This is a genomic window from Mycobacterium sp. (assembly GCF_050700595.1).
Lineage (GTDB): Bacteria > Actinomycetota > Actinomycetes > Mycobacteriales > Mycobacteriaceae > Mycobacterium.
In genome coordinates this window covers 1-20784 of the sequence record NZ_JBOHHI010000229.1, presented here as the reverse complement: position 1 = coordinate 20784, position 20784 = coordinate 1, and the positions used below count along the sequence as shown (strand labels likewise).

General features: G+C 68.1%; 25 protein-coding genes. 12 read left to right on the top strand and 13 right to left on the bottom strand.

Annotated elements, in window-relative coordinates:
- The first annotated feature begins 260 nt into the window (after positions 1–260).
- The 4 genes from ACRDTL_RS20725 (at position 261) to ACRDTL_RS20710 (ending at position 2259) form a co-directional block, all read left to right on the top strand.
- Entirely contained in the window at positions 261–722 is a 462-nt protein-coding gene (locus ACRDTL_RS20725) for a LysM peptidoglycan-binding domain-containing protein (protein WP_431508574.1), read from the top strand.
- Positions 723–840: 118 nt separating this feature from the next.
- Positions 841–1317, top strand: a complete 477-nt coding sequence (gene nrdR, locus ACRDTL_RS20720) for a transcriptional regulator NrdR (protein WP_431508573.1) — start codon at positions 841–843, stop codon at positions 1315–1317.
- 19 nt (positions 1318–1336) lie between these two features.
- A complete protein-coding gene (locus tag ACRDTL_RS20715; RefSeq protein WP_431508572.1) occupies positions 1337–1822 on the top strand; it encodes a peroxynitrite isomerase in 486 nt (161 codons plus the stop codon).
- Positions 1823–1845: 23 nt separating this feature from the next.
- Entirely contained in the window at positions 1846–2259 is a 414-nt protein-coding gene (locus tag ACRDTL_RS20710; protein ID WP_431508571.1) for a DUF1330 domain-containing protein, read from the top strand.
- Positions 2260–2267: 8 nt separating this feature from the next.
- On the opposite strand, the gene ACRDTL_RS20705 is transcribed toward ACRDTL_RS20710, so the two are convergent.
- Entirely contained in the window at positions 2268–2954 is a 687-nt protein-coding gene (locus tag ACRDTL_RS20705) for a PhzF family phenazine biosynthesis protein (RefSeq protein WP_431508570.1), read from the bottom strand.
- Between the two features lie 60 nt (positions 2955–3014).
- Positions 3015–3992 (bottom strand): proteasome assembly chaperone family protein, encoded by a 978-nt coding sequence (locus ACRDTL_RS20700; RefSeq protein WP_431508569.1) that lies wholly within the window; start codon positions 3990–3992, stop codon positions 3015–3017.
- Positions 3993–4185: 193 nt separating this feature from the next.
- On the opposite strand from ACRDTL_RS20700, the gene ACRDTL_RS20695 reads away from it, so the two are divergent.
- Positions 4186–4980, top strand: coding sequence for a trypsin-like serine peptidase (locus ACRDTL_RS20695; RefSeq protein WP_431508568.1), 795 nt, complete (start codon positions 4186–4188; stop codon positions 4978–4980).
- Positions 4981–4984: 4 nt separating this feature from the next.
- Here ACRDTL_RS20695 and sthA read toward each other — a convergent pair whose 3' ends face one another.
- Positions 4985–6391, bottom strand: a complete 1407-nt coding sequence (sthA, locus tag ACRDTL_RS20690) for a Si-specific NAD(P)(+) transhydrogenase (protein ID WP_431508567.1) — start codon at positions 6389–6391, stop codon at positions 4985–4987.
- A 166-nt stretch (positions 6392–6557) separates the two neighbouring features.
- Between sthA and ACRDTL_RS20685 the strand changes: the two genes are divergently transcribed.
- Positions 6558–7616 (top strand): DUF4192 domain-containing protein, encoded by a 1059-nt coding sequence (locus ACRDTL_RS20685; protein WP_431508566.1) that lies wholly within the window; start codon positions 6558–6560, stop codon positions 7614–7616.
- Positions 7617–7621: 5 nt separating this feature from the next.
- Here ACRDTL_RS20685 and ACRDTL_RS20680 read toward each other — a convergent pair whose 3' ends face one another.
- The 3 genes from ACRDTL_RS20680 to ACRDTL_RS20670 all read right to left on the bottom strand — a co-directional run bounded on the left by ACRDTL_RS20680 (position 7622) and on the right by ACRDTL_RS20670 (position 9973).
- Complete coding sequence (locus ACRDTL_RS20680; protein ID WP_431508565.1) at positions 7622–8314, bottom strand: metal-dependent transcriptional regulator; 693 nt, start codon at positions 8312–8314, stop codon at positions 7622–7624.
- 116 nt (positions 8315–8430) lie between these two features.
- The gene (sigB, locus tag ACRDTL_RS20675; RefSeq protein ID WP_431508564.1) at positions 8431–9420 is read right to left on the bottom strand and encodes a sigma-70 family RNA polymerase sigma factor SigB; all 990 of its coding nucleotides are present in this window, start codon (positions 9418–9420) and stop codon (positions 8431–8433) included.
- Between the two features lie 130 nt (positions 9421–9550).
- Positions 9551–9973, bottom strand: a complete 423-nt coding sequence (locus tag ACRDTL_RS20670; protein ID WP_431508563.1) for a DUF3099 domain-containing protein — start codon at positions 9971–9973, stop codon at positions 9551–9553.
- A gap of 71 nt (positions 9974–10044) precedes the next feature.
- Here ACRDTL_RS20670 and ACRDTL_RS20665 point away from each other — a divergent pair, with 71 nt between their 5' ends.
- A complete protein-coding gene (locus tag ACRDTL_RS20665; RefSeq protein ID WP_431508562.1) occupies positions 10045–10284 on the top strand; it encodes a DUF3039 domain-containing protein in 240 nt (79 codons plus the stop codon).
- 16 nt (positions 10285–10300) lie between these two features.
- Here ACRDTL_RS20665 and ACRDTL_RS20660 read toward each other — a convergent pair whose 3' ends face one another.
- Entirely contained in the window at positions 10301–11242 is a 942-nt protein-coding gene (locus tag ACRDTL_RS20660; protein WP_431508561.1) for a YihY/virulence factor BrkB family protein, read from the bottom strand.
- Positions 11243–11305: 63 nt separating this feature from the next.
- A complete protein-coding gene (locus tag ACRDTL_RS20655) occupies positions 11306–11500 on the bottom strand; it encodes a DUF7455 domain-containing protein (RefSeq protein ID WP_431508560.1) in 195 nt (64 codons plus the stop codon).
- A 125-nt stretch (positions 11501–11625) separates the two neighbouring features.
- Between ACRDTL_RS20655 and ACRDTL_RS20650 the strand changes: the two genes are divergently transcribed.
- On the top strand, positions 11626–11976 hold the full coding sequence (locus ACRDTL_RS20650) for a DUF952 domain-containing protein (RefSeq protein ID WP_431508559.1): 351 nt from the start codon (positions 11626–11628) through the stop codon (positions 11974–11976).
- Positions 11977–12090: 114 nt separating this feature from the next.
- Here the strand turns inward: ACRDTL_RS20650 and ACRDTL_RS20645 are convergent, their stop codons facing one another.
- Positions 12091–12588, bottom strand: a complete 498-nt coding sequence (locus ACRDTL_RS20645) for a C39 family peptidase (protein ID WP_431508558.1) — start codon at positions 12586–12588, stop codon at positions 12091–12093.
- A 16-nt stretch (positions 12589–12604) separates the two neighbouring features.
- On the opposite strand from ACRDTL_RS20645, the gene ACRDTL_RS20640 reads away from it, so the two are divergent.
- A complete protein-coding gene (locus ACRDTL_RS20640) occupies positions 12605–12988 on the top strand; it encodes a hypothetical protein (RefSeq protein WP_431508557.1) in 384 nt (127 codons plus the stop codon).
- Between the two features lie 68 nt (positions 12989–13056).
- Here the strand turns inward: ACRDTL_RS20640 and ACRDTL_RS20635 are convergent, their stop codons facing one another.
- A complete protein-coding gene (locus ACRDTL_RS20635) occupies positions 13057–14319 on the bottom strand; it encodes an RNA polymerase sigma factor (RefSeq protein WP_431508556.1) in 1263 nt (420 codons plus the stop codon).
- Positions 14320–14492: 173 nt separating this feature from the next.
- Here ACRDTL_RS20635 and ACRDTL_RS20630 point away from each other — a divergent pair, with 173 nt between their 5' ends.
- Entirely contained in the window at positions 14493–14933 is a 441-nt protein-coding gene (locus tag ACRDTL_RS20630) for a hypothetical protein (RefSeq protein ID WP_431508555.1), read from the top strand.
- Positions 14934–14976: 43 nt separating this feature from the next.
- On the opposite strand, the gene ACRDTL_RS20625 is transcribed toward ACRDTL_RS20630, so the two are convergent.
- Together ACRDTL_RS20625 and ACRDTL_RS20620 are read right to left on the bottom strand one after the other, a co-directional pair.
- On the bottom strand, positions 14977–16443 hold the full coding sequence (locus ACRDTL_RS20625) for a glutamate--cysteine ligase (RefSeq protein WP_431508554.1): 1467 nt from the start codon (positions 16441–16443) through the stop codon (positions 14977–14979).
- Positions 16433–17386, bottom strand: a complete 954-nt coding sequence (locus ACRDTL_RS20620) for a DUF4192 domain-containing protein (protein WP_431508553.1) — start codon at positions 17384–17386, stop codon at positions 16433–16435. The genes ACRDTL_RS20625 and ACRDTL_RS20620 overlap by 11 nt, the downstream gene beginning before the upstream one ends.
- Positions 17387–17595: 209 nt before the next feature.
- Between ACRDTL_RS20620 and ACRDTL_RS20615 the strand changes: the two genes are divergently transcribed.
- Complete coding sequence (locus tag ACRDTL_RS20615; RefSeq protein WP_431508552.1) at positions 17596–18933, top strand: DNA polymerase IV; 1338 nt, start codon at positions 17596–17598, stop codon at positions 18931–18933.
- Positions 18934–19187: 254 nt separating this feature from the next.
- Positions 19188–20084: a sigma-70 family RNA polymerase sigma factor gene (locus ACRDTL_RS20610; protein ID WP_431508575.1), complete on the top strand. Its 897-nt coding sequence runs from the start codon at positions 19188–19190 to the stop codon at positions 20082–20084.
- Positions 20085–20088: 4 nt separating this feature from the next.
- On the opposite strand, the gene coaE is transcribed toward ACRDTL_RS20610, so the two are convergent.
- Positions 20089–20685, bottom strand: a complete 597-nt coding sequence (gene coaE / locus ACRDTL_RS20605; RefSeq protein WP_431508551.1) for a dephospho-CoA kinase — start codon at positions 20683–20685, stop codon at positions 20089–20091.
- Positions 20686–20784: the final 99 nt, after the last annotated feature.

Below are 20784 nucleotides of genomic sequence, written 5' to 3'. Positions count from 1 at the left end.
TTGGCGCCGACCGGCGCCGGTGCCCGGGGTATCGCTGCTGCTGTCGCTCATGTAAGCGAATGTAGCCCGATTTGGTCCGAATTTCAAACATTTGTTCGACCGCGTGTCGCGATACCGGGCGCGTTGAGGTGTCGGTGTCGGTGGTGCCGGATACGGTGCTGCGTGGACTACAACGATTCGATCACATGTTCGGCCACTCGAACGTACTGTCGATTATATTCGAACATGTGAGCGGAAATCGTTTGACAGGAGGAGCCCGCATGACAGTCATCGAAACGATCCGGCCCATACCAACCCGGTGCCGTCCGGTCTATGTGCGGTCGGCCGGTGAGCACGGCAGAGCGCAAGGTCCCCGGCTGTCGAGACCGGCCGGCGCCCCGCCACGCTATCGGGGCACCGGCGTGTTGATGTCTACGGCGCCACATCGGCCGCGGCCGATCACCCCGGCGACGACGGTGGCGCTTGCGTTGCTGGCCGCCGTCATCACGGTATGGCTCGGCCTGGTGGCGCAATTCGGCGAAGCGCTGAACGACACCTCGGCCGGCACACCCGACCGGCTTGCCGTGGTGCGTGTCGAGCCGGGGGAGACGCTGGCGCACCTGGCAGCCCGGGTGGCACCCGGCGCGCCGGCCGGTCAGGTCGCCGAGCGCATTCGTGACCTCAACGGTCTGGACAGCGCGACACTGGTCGCGGGGCAGACACTGATCGCGCCGGTGCGCTGACGGCGGCGTTGTGCACACCGGCCGGCGACCGCCGATCGCGACGATGCCGGGCCCGTGCGGCGTCGCGCAGGTACGCTCGGACTGGTCTGAGAGCGATCGGTGCGGCGAAGGAGCGGTCATGCACTGTCCGTTCTGTCGTCATCCCGATTCCCGGGTGGTCGACTCCCGAGAGACCGACGAAGGTCAGGCCATCCGGCGCCGAAGGTCGTGTCCCGAGTGCGGGCGGCGATTCAGCACGGTTGAAACGGCGGTGTTGGCCGTGGTCAAGCGCAGTGGTGTTACCGAGCCGTTCAGTCGGGAGAAGGTCGTCAGCGGCGTGCGACGGGCCTGCCAGGGCCGCCAAGTCGACGACGATGCGTTGAACCTGCTGGCCCAGCAGGTGGAAGACACCGTCCGCGCGAACGGCTCGCCGGAAGTTCCCAGCCACGAGGTCGGCCTGGCGATCCTCGGGCCGCTGCGAGACCTCGATGAAGTCGCCTATCTGCGGTTCGCCTCGGTGTACCGATCCTTTTCCTCCGCAGACGATTTCGAGCGTGAGATCGAGGCGCTCCGCGCGCATCGCAAAATCTGCGCCCGGCTGACCGGCGGCGGATAGCTCGCTTTAGGCTGGCTGTATGCCCGCCGACCTGCATCCAGATCTTGAAGCACTGGCACCGCTACTGGGTACGTGGGCCGGTCGCGGCTCGGGTGAGTACCCGACGATCGAACCGTTCGACTACGTCGAAGAAGTCGTGTTCTCCCACGTCGGCAAGCCGTTTCTGGTCTACGGTCAAAAAACCAAGGCGGTGGCCGACGGAAAGCCGTTACACGCCGAGACCGGCTATCTCCGGGTGCCGCAACCGGGCCATGTCGAGCTGGTCGTCGCCCACCCCAGCGGTATCACCGAAATCGAGGTCGGCACCTACACGCTGACCGGTAACGTCATCGAGCTGGAGTTGACCGCATCATCGATCGGACTGACTCCGACCGCCAAAGAGGTGACGGCGCTTGGCCGTTCGTTCCGCATCCACGACGACGAGCTGTCCTACTCGCTGCGAATGGGCGCAGTAAAGCAAGCTTTGCAGCATCACCTCAGCGCTGTACTGCACCGAAAACGATGAAAACACACCCAAGGAGCCCCGGCGTGAACGTCGAAAACGCGGTCTATCCCACCCGTCCCCGCATCGAGGCGCTGGCCGCAGATGCCTCCGATGGCCCTGTCGTGATGCTCAACCTGCTCAAATTCCGTGCCCAGGCAGTCTATCCCGATGGACGTCGCAGCGACTTGACCGGCCGCGAAGCCTATGGCCGTTACGTCGCAGCAATGCAGGACATCATCGAACAACACGGTGGAAGGTTGCTGTTCGGTGGGGATATTGATTCGCTGGTGATCGGCGATGTTGAGGACATGTGGGACGCGTGCGCGTTGGTCGAATACCCTTCTGCGGTAGCCTTCGCCGCGATCGTCACCTCACCGGAGGTCGCGGAGGTCGGTGTGGATCGCGCTGCCGGGCTCGAAGGGCAGTTGCTGATCCGCGTCACACAACAGCTGCGGTAGGACGCGCCTCAGACGAAGTGCGTTACCCCGTCGTTGACGACGCGACCGGCGACACGCACCCAGCCCTCCGGGTTCCAGGTGGTCTCGATCACCGAGCCCTTGCCCTGAGTGATGGTCAGGTCGCGGCTGAGGTAGTCGGTGATCCGCACCGCCGCTGATCCGGTCGCCTCATCTTCGGGCACGCCCAGGCTGGCGGCGAACATTCGGGACCGCAGCGACCCCGCCGACTCGTCGGTCCAGGTCCACAAATAGTGCGAGACGTCGTCGGGAAAGTCGGCGGGTGTGGCGGTAGCGAGGTCGTCGACCGAGTCCAGATCATGGATCGCGACCTCGGGCGCCCATTCAGAGCGGGCGCTGATCGCGGTGAGGTCGTTTTCATAGGTCACTTGCACGATGCCTGCCGGCACTTGCAGGGTGTGGATCGGCATACCCAGCGTGCGCAGCCACCACGACAGTCCCACCGTCGGGTGGCCGGCGAAGGGGATCTCGGTCATCGGCGTGAAGATGCGGGCCTGTGCGGTGGTCGATCCGGGTGCCGGCAGATCGACGAATACCGTTTCGCTGTAGCCCAATTGGCTCGCCAGCCGCTGCCGATCCTGGGGGGTCACCGTGCCGGCATCGACCACTCCGAGCGGATTTCCGAAATTGCCCTCCGAATCGGTGAAGACCCGCAACACCGTGACGTCGATGCTCATTCGGTGACTGTACGACGCGGCCGCCGCCGGTCACGGCTCAGGTAGCGCTGCGCTCGTCGCTCAGGCCGGGTCGTCGTCGTCGAACTTCTTTTCCGCCTGCTGGGCCAGGAACCGCTCGAACTCCGCGCCGAGTTCGTCGCCACTGGGCAGATCTTCATCGCGCGTCAACAGCGACCTGTTCTCCTGCGCGGCGATGAACTCGTCGTACTGCCGCTCGAGCGCCGCCACCACCTGCGCCACCTCCGCGGAGGCCTCGACCTGTTCGTCGATCTTGGCGCGGATATCGGTGCCCGCATCGGTCAACGCCCGCAACGGCAGCTGTAACGAGCCGGTCTTGGCCACCTGTTCGAGCAGTGCCTGCGCGGCTTCCGGGTAGTCGGTCTGCGCCAGGTAATGCGGCACATGCACGGTGAATCCGACGACCTCGTGCCCGTGCTGGGCCATCCGGTATTCCAGCAGGTTCGACGCGCTGGCAGGCACTTGCACCTCGGAGATCCACGGGGTGAAGTCGGAGATCAGCTCGCGGTTGTTGGAATGTGCCGTCATCGTGACCGGCCGGGTGTGCGGTACCGCCATCGGGATGGTGCCCAATCCGATGGTCTGCCGGACGCCGAGCCGTTCGGCCAGCAGCCGCACCGCGGTGATGAAGCGCTCCCATTTCAGGTCCGGCTCCATGCCGGCCAGCAGCAAAAACGGCGTGCCGACGCTGTCGTGCAGCGCATACAGGCTCAGCTCGGGATCGTCGTAACCGGTGAAGTGATCGGTCTTGAACCTCATCAACGGCCGCCGTGAGCGGTAGTCCAGCAGCTCGTCGATCGCGAAGGACGCCACCAGCTCGGTGTCCAGCGCGTCCTTCAGGTGTGCCGCGGCCAGCCCGATCGCATGGCCGGCGTCGGAAAAACCCTGCAAGGCGTGCACCAAAACCGGTCCTCGGCCGTCCGACGACGACAACTGCGGTGCCGGGAACTCAAGCTCGTACATCCCGTTTTGTTCGGGCTGGTAGGGCTGTCCCTGATCCGGGGGCTGGTTGTGGCCCATCAGTTGTTGCCTCCTCGCCACGGTGCTCCGTTGTGCGCCGTGTCCAAATAGTCTCTCTCAGATCGGCGCGCGATAAGTGCGGACCCGCCCGTCAACTCACCCGCCCGAGCTTTGTAAACGCGGTACCCAGTGGGCGCATTCCTGACCGGGTACCCATTTCGCGTTGTGCTGAATTCCGGCATGATCGACAGCGATGCGCATTGTGGCGGCGGCAAAAGGCCTGCCGATCGGCTTGGCTGTGTTGCTGGCGGCGTGCGGGGGACAGGCCGATTCTGCGCCGGGGACCAGCACACCTGAACGGCCCGTCGCCGATTCCACCTCTCGGGTCGTCGCGCGCCCGGTCAGTCCCGACCCGGAGGTGGGGGCGATTTTCCTCGGCGATGGTGACCTGCATACCTGCACCGGCGCGGTGGTGCATTCCGTGGGCGGGGACCTCATGCTGACCGCTGCGCACTGCCTGCCCGGGGGCATCCGGGCCGGCTTCGTACCCGGCTTGTCCGGTGCCGCCGCGCTCACCGACACCTGGACGGTGGACACCGTCTACCTCGATCCGCGCTGGGTGGACAACCGGGACCCGCACGCCGACTATGCGATTGCGCGGGTCAGCCGCGCCGCTGGCGGGTCGATCGAGGCGCAGGTCGGTTCGGCGCTGTCGCTGGGCACCGCGCCCGCGCCCGGGACCCCGGTCAGCGTCATCGCCTATCCGATGGGGGTCGCCGGCGGGCCGATCGGCTGCCGGGTCGCTACCGGTATCACCGACGGTTACCCCACCTTGCCGTGTGCCGGCCTGGCCGACGGGACCAGTGGCGCGCCCTGGATCGACGGGCCGACGGTGATCGGGGTGATTGGCGGTTTCGAGGCCGGTGGCTGCCAGCAGCGCGTGTCCTACTCGGCGCCGTTCGACGAGCACACCGCCGCCTTGCTGGCGCGCGCCGAGGCCGGCGGACCCGGCGATGCGGCACCGCCCGGATTCGAGGACCCCTGCTAAGGGCTCAGCTGCGGAACTGGTTGAGCGCGCGCACCTTGTTGCGCACGTCCAGCGCGGCGACCTTGTAGGCCTCCGAGAAGGTGGGGTAGTTGAACACCGCGTCGACCAGGTAGTCGACGGTGCCGCCGCAGCCCATCACGGCCTGACCGATATGGACCATCTCGGTGGCGTTGGTGCCGAAGATGTGCACCCCGAGCAGGGTGAGGTCTTCGGTGGAGACCAGCAGTTTGAGCATGCCGTAGGAGTCGCCGGCGATCTGGCCGCGGGCCAGTTCCCGATACCGGGCCACCCCGACCTCGTAGGGGATCGCATCCTTGGTCAACTCCACCTCCGTGGCGCCCACGTAGGAGACCTCGGGGATCGAGTACATGCCGATCGGTTGCAACTCGGTCATGGGATCGGTCGGCTCGCCGAAGGCGTGGTAGGCGGCCAGCCGTCCCTGGTCCATCGAGGTTGCCGCCAGCGCGGGGAAGCCGATCACGTCGCCGACGGCGTAGATGTGGTCGATCTTCGTCCGGAACTGGTCGTCGACGAAGATCCGCCCGCGGTTGTCGGCCTCCAGGCCGGCGTTGACGAGGTCGAGGTCGTCGGTTTGGCCCTGTCGGCCCGCCGAATACATGACCGTCTCGGCGGGAATCTGCTTGCCGCTGGCCAGGGTGGTGACGGTGCCCGCGGAGCCGACGTCGACTGCGGTCACCTCTTCGCCGAACCGGAACGTCACCGCCAGGTCGCGCAGGTGGAATCGCAGCGCTTCGATGATTTCCGGATCGCAGAACTCCAGCATGGAGTCCCGCTTTTCCACGATGGTCACCTTGGTGCCCAGCGCGGCGAACATCGACGCGTACTCGACACCGATCACACCCGCGCCGACGACGACCATCGACGCCGGGATGAACTTGAGATCGAGGATGCCGTCGGAGTCGAGCACCCGGTGCTCGTCGAACTCGACCCCGGCCGGTCGTGCCGGCTTGGTGCCGGTCGCGATGATGACGTAGGCGCCGCTGACCGTGGTCCGCTCGCCCGGGGACGCGTCCTCGACCAGCACGGTGTGCGGGTCGACGAAACGGCCGTGACCGACGATCAGGTCGATCCGGTTGCGCATCAGCTGGCTGCGCACCACGTCGGCTTGCTTGCCGATCACATGCTGGGTTCGGTCCAACAGGTCGGCGGGGGTGATCTTGTCCTTGACCCGGTAGCTGGCGCCGTACAACTCGCGCTGGCTCATGCCGGTGAGGTAGACCACCGCCTCGCGCAGCGTCTTCGACGGGATGGTGCCGGTGTTGACGCAGACTCCGCCCAGCATCCGGCCGCATTCGACGACGGCCACCGACTTGCCCAGTTTGGCCGCGGCGATCGCGGCCTTCTGGCCGCCCGGGCCTGAACCGATGACGACGAGGTCGTACTCGAGCATCGAAGCCATGAAATAGACATGTACGCCGGTTTGTCGGCGCGCGCACGCCGATCACCGCGATACACACGTGCGTAATGCTGCACAGTCTCGACTTCATCCACAGCTGGCGGGCCTGGCCGCCGCCGTTGCCCGCACGCTGACGGTGCCCGTTGCCAGCGTTGCGCCTATGACAACGCACAAATATGACTTCGAACTGAACCGCCCCGGCGCATTGATCGCAGCCGTGCCCGCCGTACTGGGTTTCGTACCTGAGAAATCGCTGATCTTGCTCTCGATCGACGGTGGCGAACTGGGCTCGGTGATGCGCGTCGACCTGTCCACCGAGCTCGCCGACCGGCTCGGGCATCTCGCCGAGGTGGCCGCCGCGGCCGAACCGGAGGCCGCCGTCGCGGCGATCGTCGACGCCGACGGCGCCCCCTGTCCGGTGTGCAACGAGGAATACCGCGAACTGTGTGCGTCGCTCCGTCAGGAGTTGTCGCAGCGCGACATCGTGCTCCTGGCCCTGCATGTGGTGGATCGGGTGGCTCCCGGCGGGCGCTGGCACTGCGTGGACGGCTGCGGTTCCGGCGGTGCCGTCGACGACCCGTCGGCATCACCGCTGGCAATGGCGGCCGTGCTGGATGGCCGTCGCCTCTACGCGCGGCGCGCCGATTTGCAGGCCGTCATCACCGTCGACGACCGGTCCGACAGCGTGGAGTTGGCCGCTGCGATCGAGCACCAGGCGGCCACCCGCGACGCCGCGCATCGGGTGGATCCCGACCGCTGCGGTCGCCGCGACGTCGAAAACGCCATCGCCGCCGCCGCCCGGGTCGCTGACGGCCGATCGCTCTGCGACGAGGAGCTGGCCACACTGGGCTGCGCACTGGCCGACCTGCAGGTCCGCGACACGCTCTACGCGCTCGCGGTGGGCGAGACGGCCGGTGAGGCCGAGTCGCTGTGGGCGCTTTTGGCGCGCAGACTGCCCGCGCCGTGGCGGGTCGAGGCGTTGGTGTTGCTCGCGTTCAGCGCCTATGCCCGCGGCGACGGCCCGCTGGCCGGGGTGTCACTGGAGGCGGCGCTGCGCTGCCAGCCCGGCCACCGGATGGCCGGCATGCTGGATACGGCGCTGCAGTCGGGTCTGCGGCCCGAGCACATCCGCGAACTTGCGGTCACCGGCTACCAGCTGGCCAAGCGGCTCGGTGTGCGCCTACCGCCTCGACGGGCGTTCGGGCAACGCGCCGTCTAGCCGAGTTAGACCTTCTCTACTTTGACGGCGTGGGCCATCTCGTGCGGCAACGACACGTTCTCGTGGCCCGGAATCACGATCGTCACACCGCCGGCCGGGTTGGTCTCGACGGTCACCCGCGCGTTGGGGACGACGCCGGCGTCTTTCAGGCGGCTGATCAGGTCGATATCGCCTTGCACATGCTCGGTTAGCTGGCGGACCACCACCGCAACCGGCGACCCGGACGGCAGCTCGGTCAGCCGCACCAGGTTGGCGTCGCCGGCGCCGAACTCCGGCCCGACGCCGAGGTCCAACAGCCCGGGTATCGGGTTGCCGAACGGCGAAGTGGTCGGGTTGTTGAGCACTTGCACCAGCCGACGTTCGACGTCTTCGCTCATCACGTGCTCCCACCGGCAAGCCTCGGCGTGCACCTCTTCCCACGGCACTCCGATGACGTCGACCAGCAGCCGTTCAGCGAGCCGGTGTTTGCGCATCACGGCGATGGCCATTGTCCGGCCCTTATCGGTCAGCTCGAGATGACGGTCGCCCGCCACGCGTAGTAACCCGTCCCGTTCCATCCGCGACACGGTCTGGCTGACGGTGGGTCCGCTCTGGTCGAGACGTTCGGCAATCCGCGCACGCAGCGGCGTTACGCCTTCTTCCTCGAGGTCGTAGATGGTCCGCAGATACATCTCGGTGGTGTCGACCAGCTCGTTCATTCCGCACCCTCCATCGCAGCCGAGTCTACTTGGCCAGCTGCGAGAATGGTCTGCTAACACTCCACAGCACGCCGTGCTGTGCTTCGTTCTACCCCGTGCTTGCGATCGCCGCGTGGCTAGCTGGCGTAGGACCGTAGCCGGTCGGCGCGCTCGCCGTTGCGCAGCTTGGTCATCACTTCGCGCTCGATCTGGCGGACCCGCTCACGGGACAAACCGAACAGCTTGCCGATCTGGTCGAGGGTTCGCGGCTGCCCGTCCTCCAGACCGAAGCGCAACCGGATCACCTGATGCTCGCGCTCGTCGAGCGTCGCCAGCACGCTGCGGATGTCGGTGTGCAACAGCTCGGCGATCACGGCGTTCTCAGCTGACATCGCTTCGGCGTCCTCGATGAAATCGCCAAGCGGCGCCTCTTCCTCGGAGCCGACCGGCATGTCAAGGCTGACCGGGTCGCGGCTGTGCTCCAGCAGGTCATTGATCTTGTCGACCGGAATGCCCGATTCGGCGGCGAGTTCCGCATCGGTGGCTTCGCGGCCGAGGTTCTGGTGCATCTCCCGCTTGATCCGGGCCAGTTTGTTCACCTGCTCCACCAAATGAACCGGCAGGCGGATGGTGCGGCTCTGGTCGGCCATACCGCGGGTGATTGCCTGCCGAATCCACCAGGTGGCATACGTGGAGAACTTGAATCCCTTTGTGTAGTCGAACTTTTCCATCGCACGGATCAGCCCGAGGTTGCCTTCCTGAATGAGATCCAGCAGCGGCATTCCACGTCCCGTGTAACGCTTTGCCAGCGAGACCACCAGCCGCAAGTTGGCTTCGAGCAGATGGCGACGGGCTGCTTCGCCGTCGCGGACCACGGCCGCGAGATCACGCTTGCGGTTCTCGCCGAGCCGCTTGCGAGTTTCGAGCAGATGCTGGGCATAGAGCCCGCCCTCGATGCGCTTGGAGAGTTCGACTTCGTCAGCGGCGCTGAGCAACGCCGTCTTGCCGATGCCGTTCAGATACACGCGCACCAAGTCCGCGGCTGGGCTTTGAGCGTCTAGATCGCTGTCAACCCGGCTGGTGGTGCCATTTGCCATCACGGCCTCCTGATCGGCTTCAACTGTCATGTGGATGTCATGTGGTCCAACGACCAACCCGAGCCGAGAGTTCCCGCCCGGCGGTCATTTCACACTCCTTGACATGCACGAATGCGCACGCAGCCCTAAGAATGTGCTGAGAAGCCCGGCCAGCGGCCGGTTATCGGGAACCCGCGCTGTCCGCGCCCGGCGATTCGGGTTGCGGCGCCGAGTGACTGCCTCGCTCGAGGGCAGGTCGCTCGGCCGTCGGGAACAGCGGGGTGCGCCGCCGGGTGTGATCGAATCGGCGAGGCTCGTCGGCACGGCGCGGCGGTCGGTCGTTGGCGATCAGCACCGCCATCCACGGCAACGGAATCGACGCGACGAGAATCAGAAGCGAAATCAGACCGTTGTGCCAGAGCCCGTAGGCGACCGCGGCCAACACCAGGGCGGGAATACGGAACGCCATCAAGGTCACATATTTGCGCACCCGTTGGCGATGCTGCACCTCGTACGCGGGTGCTGCGGCGGTGATGAGCACCGGCCGACCGTCGTCGTCGAAACCCAGCTCGGAGCCGTGCTTCATTTCTCCACTGTCCCACATTCGGTCGCTCCCGGCACTCGGCCATGTCCGCCCCAAGCGGGTCAGGGCCGATTTCGGGCACAATATGGGGCATGCAGACCCAGACGATCGAGCGCACCGATGCCGACGAACGCGTCGATGACGGGACCGGCAGCGATACACCCAAGTACTTCCACTACGTCAAGAAGGACAAGATCGCCGAGAGTGCGGTGATGGGCAACTATGTTGTGGCGCTGTGCGGTGAGGTGTTTCCGGTAACCCGCTCAGCCAAGCCCGGCTCGCCGGTCTGCCCGGACTGCAAGCGGATCTACGACCGGCTCAAGAAGGGCTAGCCGGTATCCACGCGGTCTAGCGCGTTGCGTCGGCTACGGCCCCGGAATCGCCGTCGACCCGCGTTCGTGACCTCAGCCAGCGTCGCAACCGGTGGGCGTGGGTGGTCGGCGCCGGCCACTCCTCCTGGATCGCGGCATTGAGTTCGGCGCCGAGCATGACCGCGAACCCGCCGAAGAAAGCGAACAACAAGAACGCGATCGGTGTGGCCAGCGCGCCGTACGTATACCCGGTGCCAGTGATCCAGCTCAGGTAGACGCGCAGGCCGAGGGTGGCGATCAGGAAGACCACGGTGGCCAGCATCGCGCCGAAGACCAGCCGATGCGTCGGCAGCGCTTCGGGCAGCGCAACCCGATACAGGATCATCACCGCGATCAGCAGAGCGCCGATCAGCGCCGGGTAGTAGCCGAGGTCCAGCCAGCTGTCCGGGATGAATTGCGCCACTTTCCGCGGGCCCAGCACCATCAGCGGAGCGGTGGCGATCACAAACAGCAGCATCACGACATACAGGAACAGCGCGAAGAGCCGCTGGCGCACCGGATGGCGCAGCGGGGTCTGGTCGTGAGCTTCGACCACCGAATCGACGAACGCCGAAATCGCCGACGATCCGGCCCACAACGAAATCACGAAGCCCAGCGACACCACCTCGCCCCGCGCGCCCCTGTCGATATCGGTGATCGTCGGCTTGATGATCTCGTTGACGACGTTGTCGGAGAAAAAGCTGTGCGCCATCGACACCAGCCGGTGTTCGATGGTGGGCAGAGTGTCGGGTCCGAACAGCGGCGCGACGTAGGCGAGGCTGCCCAGCATTCCCAACAGCAACGGAGGCAGCGACAACGCCGACCAGAAGGCCGCCTGCGCTGACTCGGAGAAGATGGAGTCGTCCCAGCTCTTCGACAGCGCCCGGCGGGTGACGCGCCACAGGCGATGACGCGACGGCTTCGGAGCCCGGTCGCTCATGACCAATCCAGGATTCCTGATCTGGCGTGCTACCCCCCGGATTGCCGGCGGGCGAGTTTTCGCTTAGGACACCAGCGGGGCGCTGGCTTGCAGCACTGCGTCCAACTGGGTCAGTTTTGCCTCGTGCTGGTTCGCGTGATGCTGGCAGAAGAGGAGTTCGGCTCCAGAAGGCAGCGTGGCGCGCACCCGGGCGGCGGCACCGCACCGGTCGCACCGATCAGCCCTGGTGAGTTCCGGACTGGTCAGGGTCGCGTTCATGGCTACTCCGTTTCTGGCCTATGTGTCCACTGTCTCAGATGTCGGGGCTTTTGGCCGTCTTCCCCGACTGATTACCCGCTGTGTCGTTTCTCACGCGCTGTGCGATCACTCGGCAGAGTGGTCGTGTGAATCCCCAACCGGCGGTGTTGGTACACCTGTGTTCCGTCGACGACTGGTCGAGCGCCGTAGCCCGCGGCGAACTCAGGCCCGGGTCACTCTCCGGCTTCATCCATCTGTCGGCGCCAGAGCAGGTCCACCTGCCGGCCAACCGGCTTTACCGTGGCCGAGACGACTTGGTGCTGTTGCACATCGACCCGGCCCGGCTCAATGCACCGGTGCGTTGGGAACCGGGAGTTGCAACGGATCCACCGGCGATGCTGTTCCCTCATCTGTACGGGCCGTTGCTGGTTGGCGCTGTGATCAATGTCACCCGCTACCGGCCGGGCCCGGACGGCGACTTCGCGCCGGGGGGATAGCTGCCCGGTGTACTCACTCCAGGTAGTCGCGTACTAGGGAACCGGTTTTGCGCCGTCGGACTAAGCGATATCGGTCCGGGTGCGGCCCTCATTCGAATTCAGTTGGTGCGGTGCTCAACTCGGTGCATTAGTGCGGACGACCGAATCGCCCCCAGTTTGCCAGGCAGTCGTGAAGGTGGTGACGGAGACCTGCTCGTCAGGGTGGTCGACACCGGGGTCGTTGAGGTGGACGATCTCCTTGTTGGTGTCGATCCCGGTGACTACCAGGAAGTGATCGGCCTTGGTGCGCTCGTCGCCGCTGTTCCAGATGGTCGCGGAATTGACCCAGGCGATGATCTTGCGCCCGTCAGTGAGGTACTGCTGGAGCGCCGGCATCCCGGTCTGATCGGGGTGCGTCGTCGCATCGGCCATAACCGATTTGATGCCGTAGTAGTCGAGCAGCACGACTCCGTCCGCCAATTCGATGCCACCGTTGCCGTTGGAGTGGCTCGGGTCGGCCGGGGGCGCGTAGATCGGACCGGGGTTGGTCTGGGAGGGGGTCTTCTCTGCCAGCGCGATGATCTCCTGCTCCGTCGGCTCGTGCCCGGTGATCTCACCGACCACGTCGGCCACGGACAGCAGCCCGCAGTTGTCCTCGAGCGACTGCTGCTGCCAGTACTTCGCGGCCGCGACGGGGTTGCCGTATATGCCGCTGGCAGTGTTCGGCGGCGGCGCCGATGGCGGGTTTTCGTTTAGTTCGTTTACCGCGCTGGCGATGGTCGGCGATGCGGTCGTCGACGGCGCCGATGGCGTGGCGGGGCCACACGCGGATGCGAGGGAGACAGTGGCCATGCCGATGAAAGCACCCACCACGGCATTGCGCGCCGCGGTTGCGATCCGGGAATTGAACATGGCGCTGATCGGGCCAGTGAACCACCGATCCACCCCGTTGACCCGGAAAATGACCCTGAAAACGGGTCATCATCATCATCAAACCTTTAGAGGCAGGGGAATACACGACGACCCGGGCTGAGCGGCGCCGGTGATATTTCTGAATTAACCGATAAACCTACTGGTCAGAGCGGTGCAGTACGGTCACGCTCAGTCCAGGTAGTCGCGCAGAACCTGAGAGCGGCTGGGGTGGCGCAACTTCGACATCGTCTTCGACTCGATCTGGCGGATCCGTTCCCGGGTGACGCCGTAGACCTGACCGATCTCGTCCAGGGTGCGGGGTTGGCCGTCGGTGAGTCCGAAGCGTAGCCGCACCACACCGGCCTCGCGTTCGGACAGCGTCTCGAGCACCGACTGGAGCTGGTCCTGCAGCAGGGTGAACGACACCGCGTCGACGGCGACTACCGCTTCGCTGTCCTCGATGAAGTCGCCCAGCTGGCTGTCGCCCTCGTCGCCGATGGTCTGATCCAACGAGATCGGCTCTCGCGCGTACTGCTGGATTTCCAGCACCTTCTCCGGGGTGATATCCATCTCTTTGGCGAGCTCTTCGGGGGAGGGCTCGCGGCCGAGATCCTGCAGCAGCTCTCGCTGGATGCGGCCCAGCTTGTTGATCACCTCGACCATGTGCACCGGGATCCGGATGGTGCGGGCCTGGTCGGCCATCGCTCGGGTGATCGCCTGCCGGATCCACCAGGTGGCGTAGGTGGAGAACTTGTAGCCCTTGGTGTAGTCGAACTTCTCCACGGCACGGATCAGGCCCAGGTTGCCCTCCTGGATCAGGTCCAGGAAGAGCATCCCGCGACCGGTGTAGCGCTTGGCCAGCGAGACGACGAGGCGCAGGTTGGCCTCGAGCAGGTGGTTCTTCGCGCGCCTGCCGTCGGCGGCGATCCACTCGAACTCCTCGGACACCTTGGCCGAGATCTTGCCCCCCTTGGCGAGCTTCTCGTCGCTGAACAGGCCGGCCTCGATGCGCTTGGCGAGCTCGACCTCCATCGCGGCGTTGAGCAGCGGCACCTTCCCGATCTGCTTCAGGTAGTCCTTGACCGGGTCCGCAGTGGCGCCGGCGACCATGACCTGCTGCTCGGGCTCGTCGGTCTCGTCGACGGCGGAGACGATGAAGGATGCCTTCTTCTCGTCCTGCTCGATGCTCGGGTCGTTGGCGACGTCGGCCTCGAACTGCTCGTCGGGGACGTCGGCCAGGGCACGCTTGCCGTCGGGGCCGACGGCCTGGGTCTCGGCCTGCAGCTGGTCGGCGGACTTGCCCGAAGCGTCCTTGCCGCCCCGCTTCGAGGTGCGGGCCGCGCCGGCGGCCGTCCCGCCCTTGCGCGCGGCGGGCTTCTTGGTGCCCGAGCCGGAGGTCTTGGCCGCCTTCTTGGCAGCGGACTTCTTGGTCGTCGACGAGCTCGCTGACACGAACTACCTCTCGCTTGTGAACCGGGCGGGCACTTCTCGGGCGCGGCAAAGCCCGTACCTGTCAACAGCCGCAGTTACATTGTGACATGCCAGCGGTCGTGCCCAAGCCAGACCACGACCTCCCGGGCTGTGGATCACGGCCCGGCAGAGCCGTGGTGCGGCACAGTAGGGCTGTGGCAGCGCCCGTCCCCGGCTTCGACAGCGCCGATCCGGCCATCCCCGTGGCCGGGCAGGTCCGGTGTGCGATGGAGGACTTCGTCCGAGCAGCCGGCGCCCGCCGCTCCCTGCCCGCCGTCCTCCACCTCGGGGTCCCGGGGGGCGAGCACGCGACGCTGCCCGATGCCCCGGGACACGACGCCGGGCTGCGCGTCGACCTCGTCGTCCGGGCGCTGGACGGGCTGGCCTGCGCCGCGCCCCTCGCCTGGGTCTCCCGGAGCGGTCCGCTGGCCGCGACCGACGTCGACCTCGCCTGGCTGGCGGCCTGCCGGCACGCGTTCGCGCGGCACTCGTTGCCGCTGACCGGCTTCTACCTGGTCACCCGGCGCGGGTGGGCCGACCTGCTCGGCGACGCCCGGCACCGGTGGAGCCGGGTGCGTCCGAGACCGCAGGCCTGACGGCCGAACCCGCTGGTGGCAGGCACCGGTCTCAGCACCGGTCTCACCAGGTGTGCACCGGCTGGTTGTCGTGCATCCGCTCGCGGTAGTCCAGCAGCGCCAGCCGCAGGGCCCCGGCGCGGGAGGCACCGGCCTCCTCCCGGCCTGCGACCTGCCCGACCAGCCACGCAGCGCCGTTCTGCCCGGAGATGCAGCGCTGCTCGATCACCCCCAGCAACCGGTCGGCCTCCTGCATGTCCACGCCCCAGGTCGTCAGGCCCCGCCGGGCCATGGGCAGCAGCCGGCGCAACGCCAGCTCGGTGGCGGTGACCTCCCCGATGCCGGGCCAGTAGAGCCGGGCGTCGATGCCGAACCTGGCCGCGGTGTGGAAGTTCTCCTCGGCGGCGGAGAACGACATCCGCGACCACAGCGGCCGGTCGTCCTCGGCAAGCGCACGGGTCAGCCCGAAGTAGAAGGCCGCGTTGGCCAGGGTGTCGACCACGGTGGGCCCGGACGCGAGCACGCGGTTCTCCACCCGCAGGTGCGGCAGCCCGTCGGAGACGTCGTACACCGGGCGGTTCCAGCGGTACACCGTGCCGTTGTGCAGCCGCAGCTCGGCGAGCTCGGGGGTGCGTCCCTGCTCGAGCTCGACCAGCGGGTCCTCGTCCTCGGTGATCGGCAGCAGGGCCGGGAAGTAGCGCGAGTTCTCCTCGAACAGGTCGAACACCGAGTTGATCCAGCGCTCACCGAACCACACCCGCGGGCGCACCCCCTGGGTCCTCAGCTCCTCGCTGCGGGTGTCGGTGGCCTGCTCGAACAGCGGGATCCGGGTCTCCGCCCACAGCTGCCTGCCCAGCAGGTACGGCGCGTTCGCCCCGAGCGCCAGCTGGACCCCCGCGATCGCCTGCGAGGCGTTCCAGTACGCCGCGAAGTTCTCCGGGCTCACCTGCAGGTGCAGCTGGGTGCTGGTGCAGGCCGCCTCCGGCATGATCGACTCCGAGGTGGTCTGCAACCGCTCCGCTCCGGAGATGTCGATGACCAGGTCCTCCCCCCGGGCCGCCAGGATCTGGTCGCTGAGCAGCTGGTAGCGCGGGTTGGGGCTGATCGTGCCCGGCGCCAGGTGGCCCTCGGCCAGGGTCGGCAAGATGCCGATCATCACCAGGTGGGCGCCGACCTGTGCGGCGGCCTGCTCGGCGTCGTTGAGGCTCTCCCGCAACGCCTGCTCGAAGCCCCGGGCCCCGTCCTCGTCCAGGCGACGGGGAGGCACGTTGATCTCCAGGTTGAACTGGCCCAGCTCGGTCTGGAACGCCGGGTTCGCGATCTTCTCCAGCGCGGCCTGGTTCCGAAGCGCCGGCACGCCCTCGTCGTCGACCAGGCTGAACTCGATCTCCAGCCCCGTCATCGGGCGCTCCACGTCGAACCGGGAGTCCCGCAGCATCCGGGCGAAGACGTCCAGGCACCGGCGGACCTTCTCCCGGTAGCGACTGCGGTCCGCCCGGCTGAACTGGCGCGCCTCGACGTCACGTCCCATGCATGGACAGTAGGCCCGCCCGGTCGAGGGCCGCCAGCGCCGTTTGCGGTATCTGCTCCCACGTCGAGGGCGGCACGGCCCTGGTGAGCAGCTCGCCGACCCCGTGGGCCAGGCTGTAGTCGGGGTCGACCTCCAGGCATCGGTCCACCGCGCACCAGGCCAGGGCGCCGTCACCGGCGAGCCACGCGGCGAACCCCAGCAAGGCGGCGGCCGGGGGCAGTTGGTCGGTCGGGGCCCGGCGGACCAGGTCACGCCACAGGTCGACGTGGGTTGCGGCGTTCTCGCGGCTCATCTCGGCCCAGGCGACGTCGCGCAGCCCGGCCTCCGTGCAGGCGACGAGCAGCCGGGCCGCGTCGGCCACGCCGAGCGGCGGGCCACCGGCGCCCCGGCGCAGGCAGGCCTGCACCCAGCGGGCCTCCCGGCCCCGGCCGCGCCCGAACGACGCCGGGCCCTGGGCCGCCACCGCGTCGAGGACGGCGGCCCGGTCGGCCTCGTCGGTGCCGACCAGGGTGTCGGCGAGCGCCTCCCGGGAGGGCTGCACCACCTGTCCCTCGAAGACCCGTCGCGCCGTGAAGGGGTGCGCGCTCACGTCGTACGGCGTGCCGGACTCGTCGTGCTCGAGCGGGCGGAAGTAGCGGTCCTCCTCCACGCGGACCACGTCGAGCACGTCCACCGAGGCCCCGGTCAGCCCCTCGACGAGCAGACGGGCCTGCGCCCGGCTCGCCTCGGCGTCGGTGGAGAAGACCAGCACGGCCGCCGCGCCGACGCGGTTGCGAGCCGCGGCCCCGACCATGAGGCCGGTGACCTCCTGCTGGCCCTCGGGGTCGACGGGCAGGTCCACCCGGGCGTGGAAGCACCCCTCCGGGCCGCCGAAGGTCATCAGCAGCACCGAGTCCCGCGGGCGGAAGCCGAGCAGCTGGGGCGCCAGCGCGATCAGGTCCACGGGGGTCCTGACGACGTAGGGGGCGGTGCGTGTGGGGAGCCTGGGTGTCGTGGGTCGAGTCATGGCACCAACCTGCGCCGGGCCGCCGACGGTCCGCGCGGGCGGGAACGCAGGCTGTGGACGACCCCTCACCGCCGCGGGGCTGTGGAGGCGAGCTGGCCGGCCGCGGATCCACCGGCGTCGTCGGAGCTGCGTGGGACGATGCCCGGGTGCGATCCGAGGCTACGATCCTGCACGTCGACCTCGACGCGTTCTTCGCCTCCGTCGAGCAGCGGGACAAGCCGTCCCTGCGCGGCAGGCCCGTGGTGGTCGGAGGCGTCGGCGGGCGCGGTGTGGTGGCCACTGCGTCGTACGAGGCACGGGTGCACGGCGTGCACTCGGCGATGCCGATGGCCGAGGCCCGGCGGCGGTGTCCGCACGCCGCGTTCCTGACCGGGCGCTTCGCCGCCTACCAGCGCACCAGCGTCGCGGTGATGGGGCTGCTCCGCTCCGTCAGCCCGCTGGTGGAGCCGCTGTCGCTGGACGAGGCGTTCGTCGACCTCGCGGCGGCCGACCTGCCCGACCACGATGTCGGCACCCTCAACGACTTCGGCGACCGGCTCAAGCAGCAGGTGCACGAGGTCACCGGCGGCCTGACCGGCTCGGTGGGCGTCGCCAGCTCGAAGCTGCTGGCCAAGATAGCCAGCGACCTCGACAAGCCGGACGGGTTGGTCGTGGTGGCCCCGGGCATGGAGCAGGACCTGATCCGGCCCATGGCGGTCACCGTGATCCCCGGTGTCGGACCCGCCACCACGGAGCGGCTGCGGCGGCTCGGCGTCCACACGGTCGCCGAGCTGGAGTCGGTGAGCGAGCCGGAGCTGGTGCGGGTGCTGGGCAGGGCCCACGGCGCCGGTCTCTACCAGCTCTGCCGGGCACGCGACGACCGTGACGTCGAGCCGGTGCGGGAGGCCAAGTCGGTCAGCGTCGAGGACACCTACGACACCGACCACGTCGACCGCCGGCTGCTCGAGGGGCTGGTGGACCGGCAGGCCGGGAAGGTGGTCGAACGGTTGCGCAGGCTCCGGCTGTCGGGTCGCACGGTCACGCTGAAGGTCCGGTTGCACGACTTCTCCACGCACAACCGGTCGGCCACGCTGCCGTCGCCGACCGACGAGCACCGCACCGTGTCACGGCTGGCCCGGAGCCTGCTGACCGAGGTGGACACCTCCGGGGGTGTGCGACTGCTGGGGGTCGGGGTCTCCGGCCTCGCCGACTGGATCCAGGAGGACCTGTTCGACGACGAGCCGGAGCCGCCCGGCCCCGACGAGAGCCCCGACGAGGGCCCCGACGAGGCCACCGTCGCGGCCGTCGAGGAGACGTCCCGGCGCCGGGTCTGGGCACCCGGTATGGACGTGGCACACGACGCCCACGGTCCCGGCTGGGTCTGGGGCTCGGGCCGGGGGGTGGTCACGGTGCGGTTCGAGACCGCCGACTCCGGACCGGGCCGGGTCCACTCGTTCCCGGCGGACGACCCGGCGCTGCACCCCATCAGCCCCCGGCGTGACTGAGAAGACGCTGAAATCTCCCCGATCAGGCAACTTCGGAGCAAGCCCGGTCGTCGTACCGGGTGAGGGCGCAAGACGGGCACCCGAGCAGGCCACGGCGGCACCGACGCCGGGAATCCTCGGACCCGCTCGCGCGTTGATTCTGACAGGACGGGTAGTACTCCAGTGAGCGCCCGCCCGACGGAGGAGAAGGGAGCGTCGCCGTGAGCACCACAGTACGCCACGACCGTGAGATCGAGGGTCGCGACAGCGTCGGCATGTACCTCGACGAGATCGCCCGTACCCCGCTGCTCGACGCCGCCACCGAGGTCGAGCTGTCCAAGCGCATCGAGGCCGGCCTGTTCGCCCAGTCCCTGCTCGACGAGGGCCGCGTGGGCCGGAAGAAGGGTGGTGCCCCGAAGTACGCCTCGGGCGACGAGCTGGGCTGGCTGGTCGAGGACGGCGAACGCGCCATGCGCCAGTTCATCAACGCCAACCTGCGCCTCGTGGTCTCCATCGCCCGCAAGTACGGCCGCAGCGCCATGCCGATGCTCGACCTGATCCAGGAGGGCAACACCGGGCTGATCCGCGCGGTCGAGAAGTTCGACTACGCCAAGGGCTACAAGTTCTCCACCTACGCCACCTGGTGGGTCCGCCAGGCCATCACCCGCGGCATCGCCCAGCAGGCCCGCGTCGTACGGCTGCCCGTGCACGTGGTCGAGGAGCTCAACCAGGTCGGCTCCGCGCGGCGGCTGCTGGAGCGGCAGCTGGGGCGTGAGCCGGAGCCGGAGGAGATCGCGCTCGAGCTCGGCATGGACGTCGACCGGGTCATCGACCTGATGGGCTGGGGCCGCGACCACGTCAGCCTGGACACGCCCATCGACGAGGACGGCGACACCTCCCTGGGCGACCTGATCGCGCAGGAGAGCACCCCCGGCCCCGACCTGACCGTGCTCGACTCCGAGACCCGAGAGCGGCTCTCCCGGCTGGTCGGGCTGCTCGACGACCGGTCCGCGGACATCATCCGCTCCCGCTACGGCCTGGTCGACGGCCGGCAGCACAAGCTCGCCGACATCGGCGCGAAGCACGGCATCTCCGCCGAGCGGGTGCGCCAGCTCGAGCGGGAGGCGATCGCGAAGCTGCGTCGCCTGGCCGACCCGGACCTGGCCGCCTGACGCGCTAGCCCGCAAGCTCCGCGAAGACCTCCGTCACCCGAGAGCGGAGGTCTTCGTGCGTCCCCGCGTTCTCGACCAGGTACGTCGCCAGCCGGTTGCGTTGCTCGCGCCCCACCTGGGCCGCGATCCGGCTCTCGGCCTGCTCCCGGGTCCAGCCGCGGTCGCGCACCATCCGCTCGACCTGCAGCCCGGGCGGTACGTCGACCACGACCACCGCATCGAAGGTGTCCGCGCGGCCGGACTCGGCGAGCAGCGGGATGTCGTGCACCACGACCGCGTCCGGCGGCGCCGCCTCCTCGAGCTCGACGATGCGCTCGAAGACCAGCGGGTGCACGATCGCCTCGAGCCGCTTGCGCGCCTGGTCATCGGCAAAGACCAGCCGACCCATGGCGTCGCGGTCGAGCCCGCCGTCCGGGGCGAGCATCCCGGGACCGAACTCCTCGACCACCGCCGCAAGGCCCGGCGTACCCTTCGCGACCACCTCGCGGGCCAGCTCGTCGGCGTCGATCACTACCGCGCCGAGCTCGCGCAGCATCTGCGAGACCGTGCTCTTGCCGCTGGCCACCCCACCGGTCAGCCCCACCCGCATGCTCAGGCCCACCGCACGCTGATCCGGACCGCTGCCATGCGCGGCAGCCTAACTTCTCCGGCCGATGTCTCCGCCCGGGCACATCGGCCGACCGGCTGGGATCGGCTGGCC

Bases quoted from the DNA above. Each gene is read 5' to 3' on its own strand.
- sthA (WP_431508567.1), bottom strand. From the start codon at position 6,391: ATGCTCGAGTACGACCTCGTCGTCATCGGTTCAGGCCCGGGCGGCCAG.
- ACRDTL_RS20655 (WP_431508560.1), bottom strand. From the start codon at position 11,500: ATGAACGCGACCCTGACCAGTCCGGAACTCACCAGGGCTGATCGGTGC.
- ACRDTL_RS20705 (WP_431508570.1), bottom strand. From the start codon at position 2,954: ATGAGCATCGACGTCACGGTGTTGCGGGTCTTCACCGATTCGGAGGGC.
- ACRDTL_RS20665 (WP_431508562.1), top strand. From the start codon at position 10,045: ATGCAGACCCAGACGATCGAGCGCACCGATGCCGACGAACGCGTCGAT.
- ACRDTL_RS20700 (WP_431508569.1), bottom strand. From the start codon at position 3,992: ATGGGCCACAACCAGCCCCCGGATCAGGGACAGCCCTACCAGCCCGAA.
- ACRDTL_RS20625 (WP_431508554.1), bottom strand. From the start codon at position 16,443: ATGGGACGTGACGTCGAGGCGCGCCAGTTCAGCCGGGCGGACCGCAGT.
- nrdR (WP_431508573.1), top strand. From the start codon at position 841: ATGCACTGTCCGTTCTGTCGTCATCCCGATTCCCGGGTGGTCGACTCC.
- ACRDTL_RS20680 (WP_431508565.1), bottom strand. From the start codon at position 8,314: ATGAACGAGCTGGTCGACACCACCGAGATGTATCTGCGGACCATCTAC.
- ACRDTL_RS20660 (WP_431508561.1), bottom strand. From the start codon at position 11,242: ATGAGCGACCGGGCTCCGAAGCCGTCGCGTCATCGCCTGTGGCGCGTC.
- ACRDTL_RS20670 (WP_431508563.1), bottom strand. From the start codon at position 9,973: ATGTGGGACAGTGGAGAAATGAAGCACGGCTCCGAGCTGGGTTTCGAC.
- ACRDTL_RS20685 (WP_431508566.1), top strand. From the start codon at position 6,558: ATGACAACGCACAAATATGACTTCGAACTGAACCGCCCCGGCGCATTG.
- ACRDTL_RS20695 (WP_431508568.1), top strand. From the start codon at position 4,186: ATGCGCATTGTGGCGGCGGCAAAAGGCCTGCCGATCGGCTTGGCTGTG.
- sigB (WP_431508564.1), bottom strand. From the start codon at position 9,420: ATGACAGTTGAAGCCGATCAGGAGGCCGTGATGGCAAATGGCACCACC.
- ACRDTL_RS20715 (WP_431508572.1), top strand. From the start codon at position 1,337: ATGCCCGCCGACCTGCATCCAGATCTTGAAGCACTGGCACCGCTACTG.
- ACRDTL_RS20610 (WP_431508575.1), top strand. From the start codon at position 19,188: ATGTACCTCGACGAGATCGCCCGTACCCCGCTGCTCGACGCCGCCACC.
- ACRDTL_RS20725 (WP_431508574.1), top strand. From the start codon at position 261: ATGACAGTCATCGAAACGATCCGGCCCATACCAACCCGGTGCCGTCCG.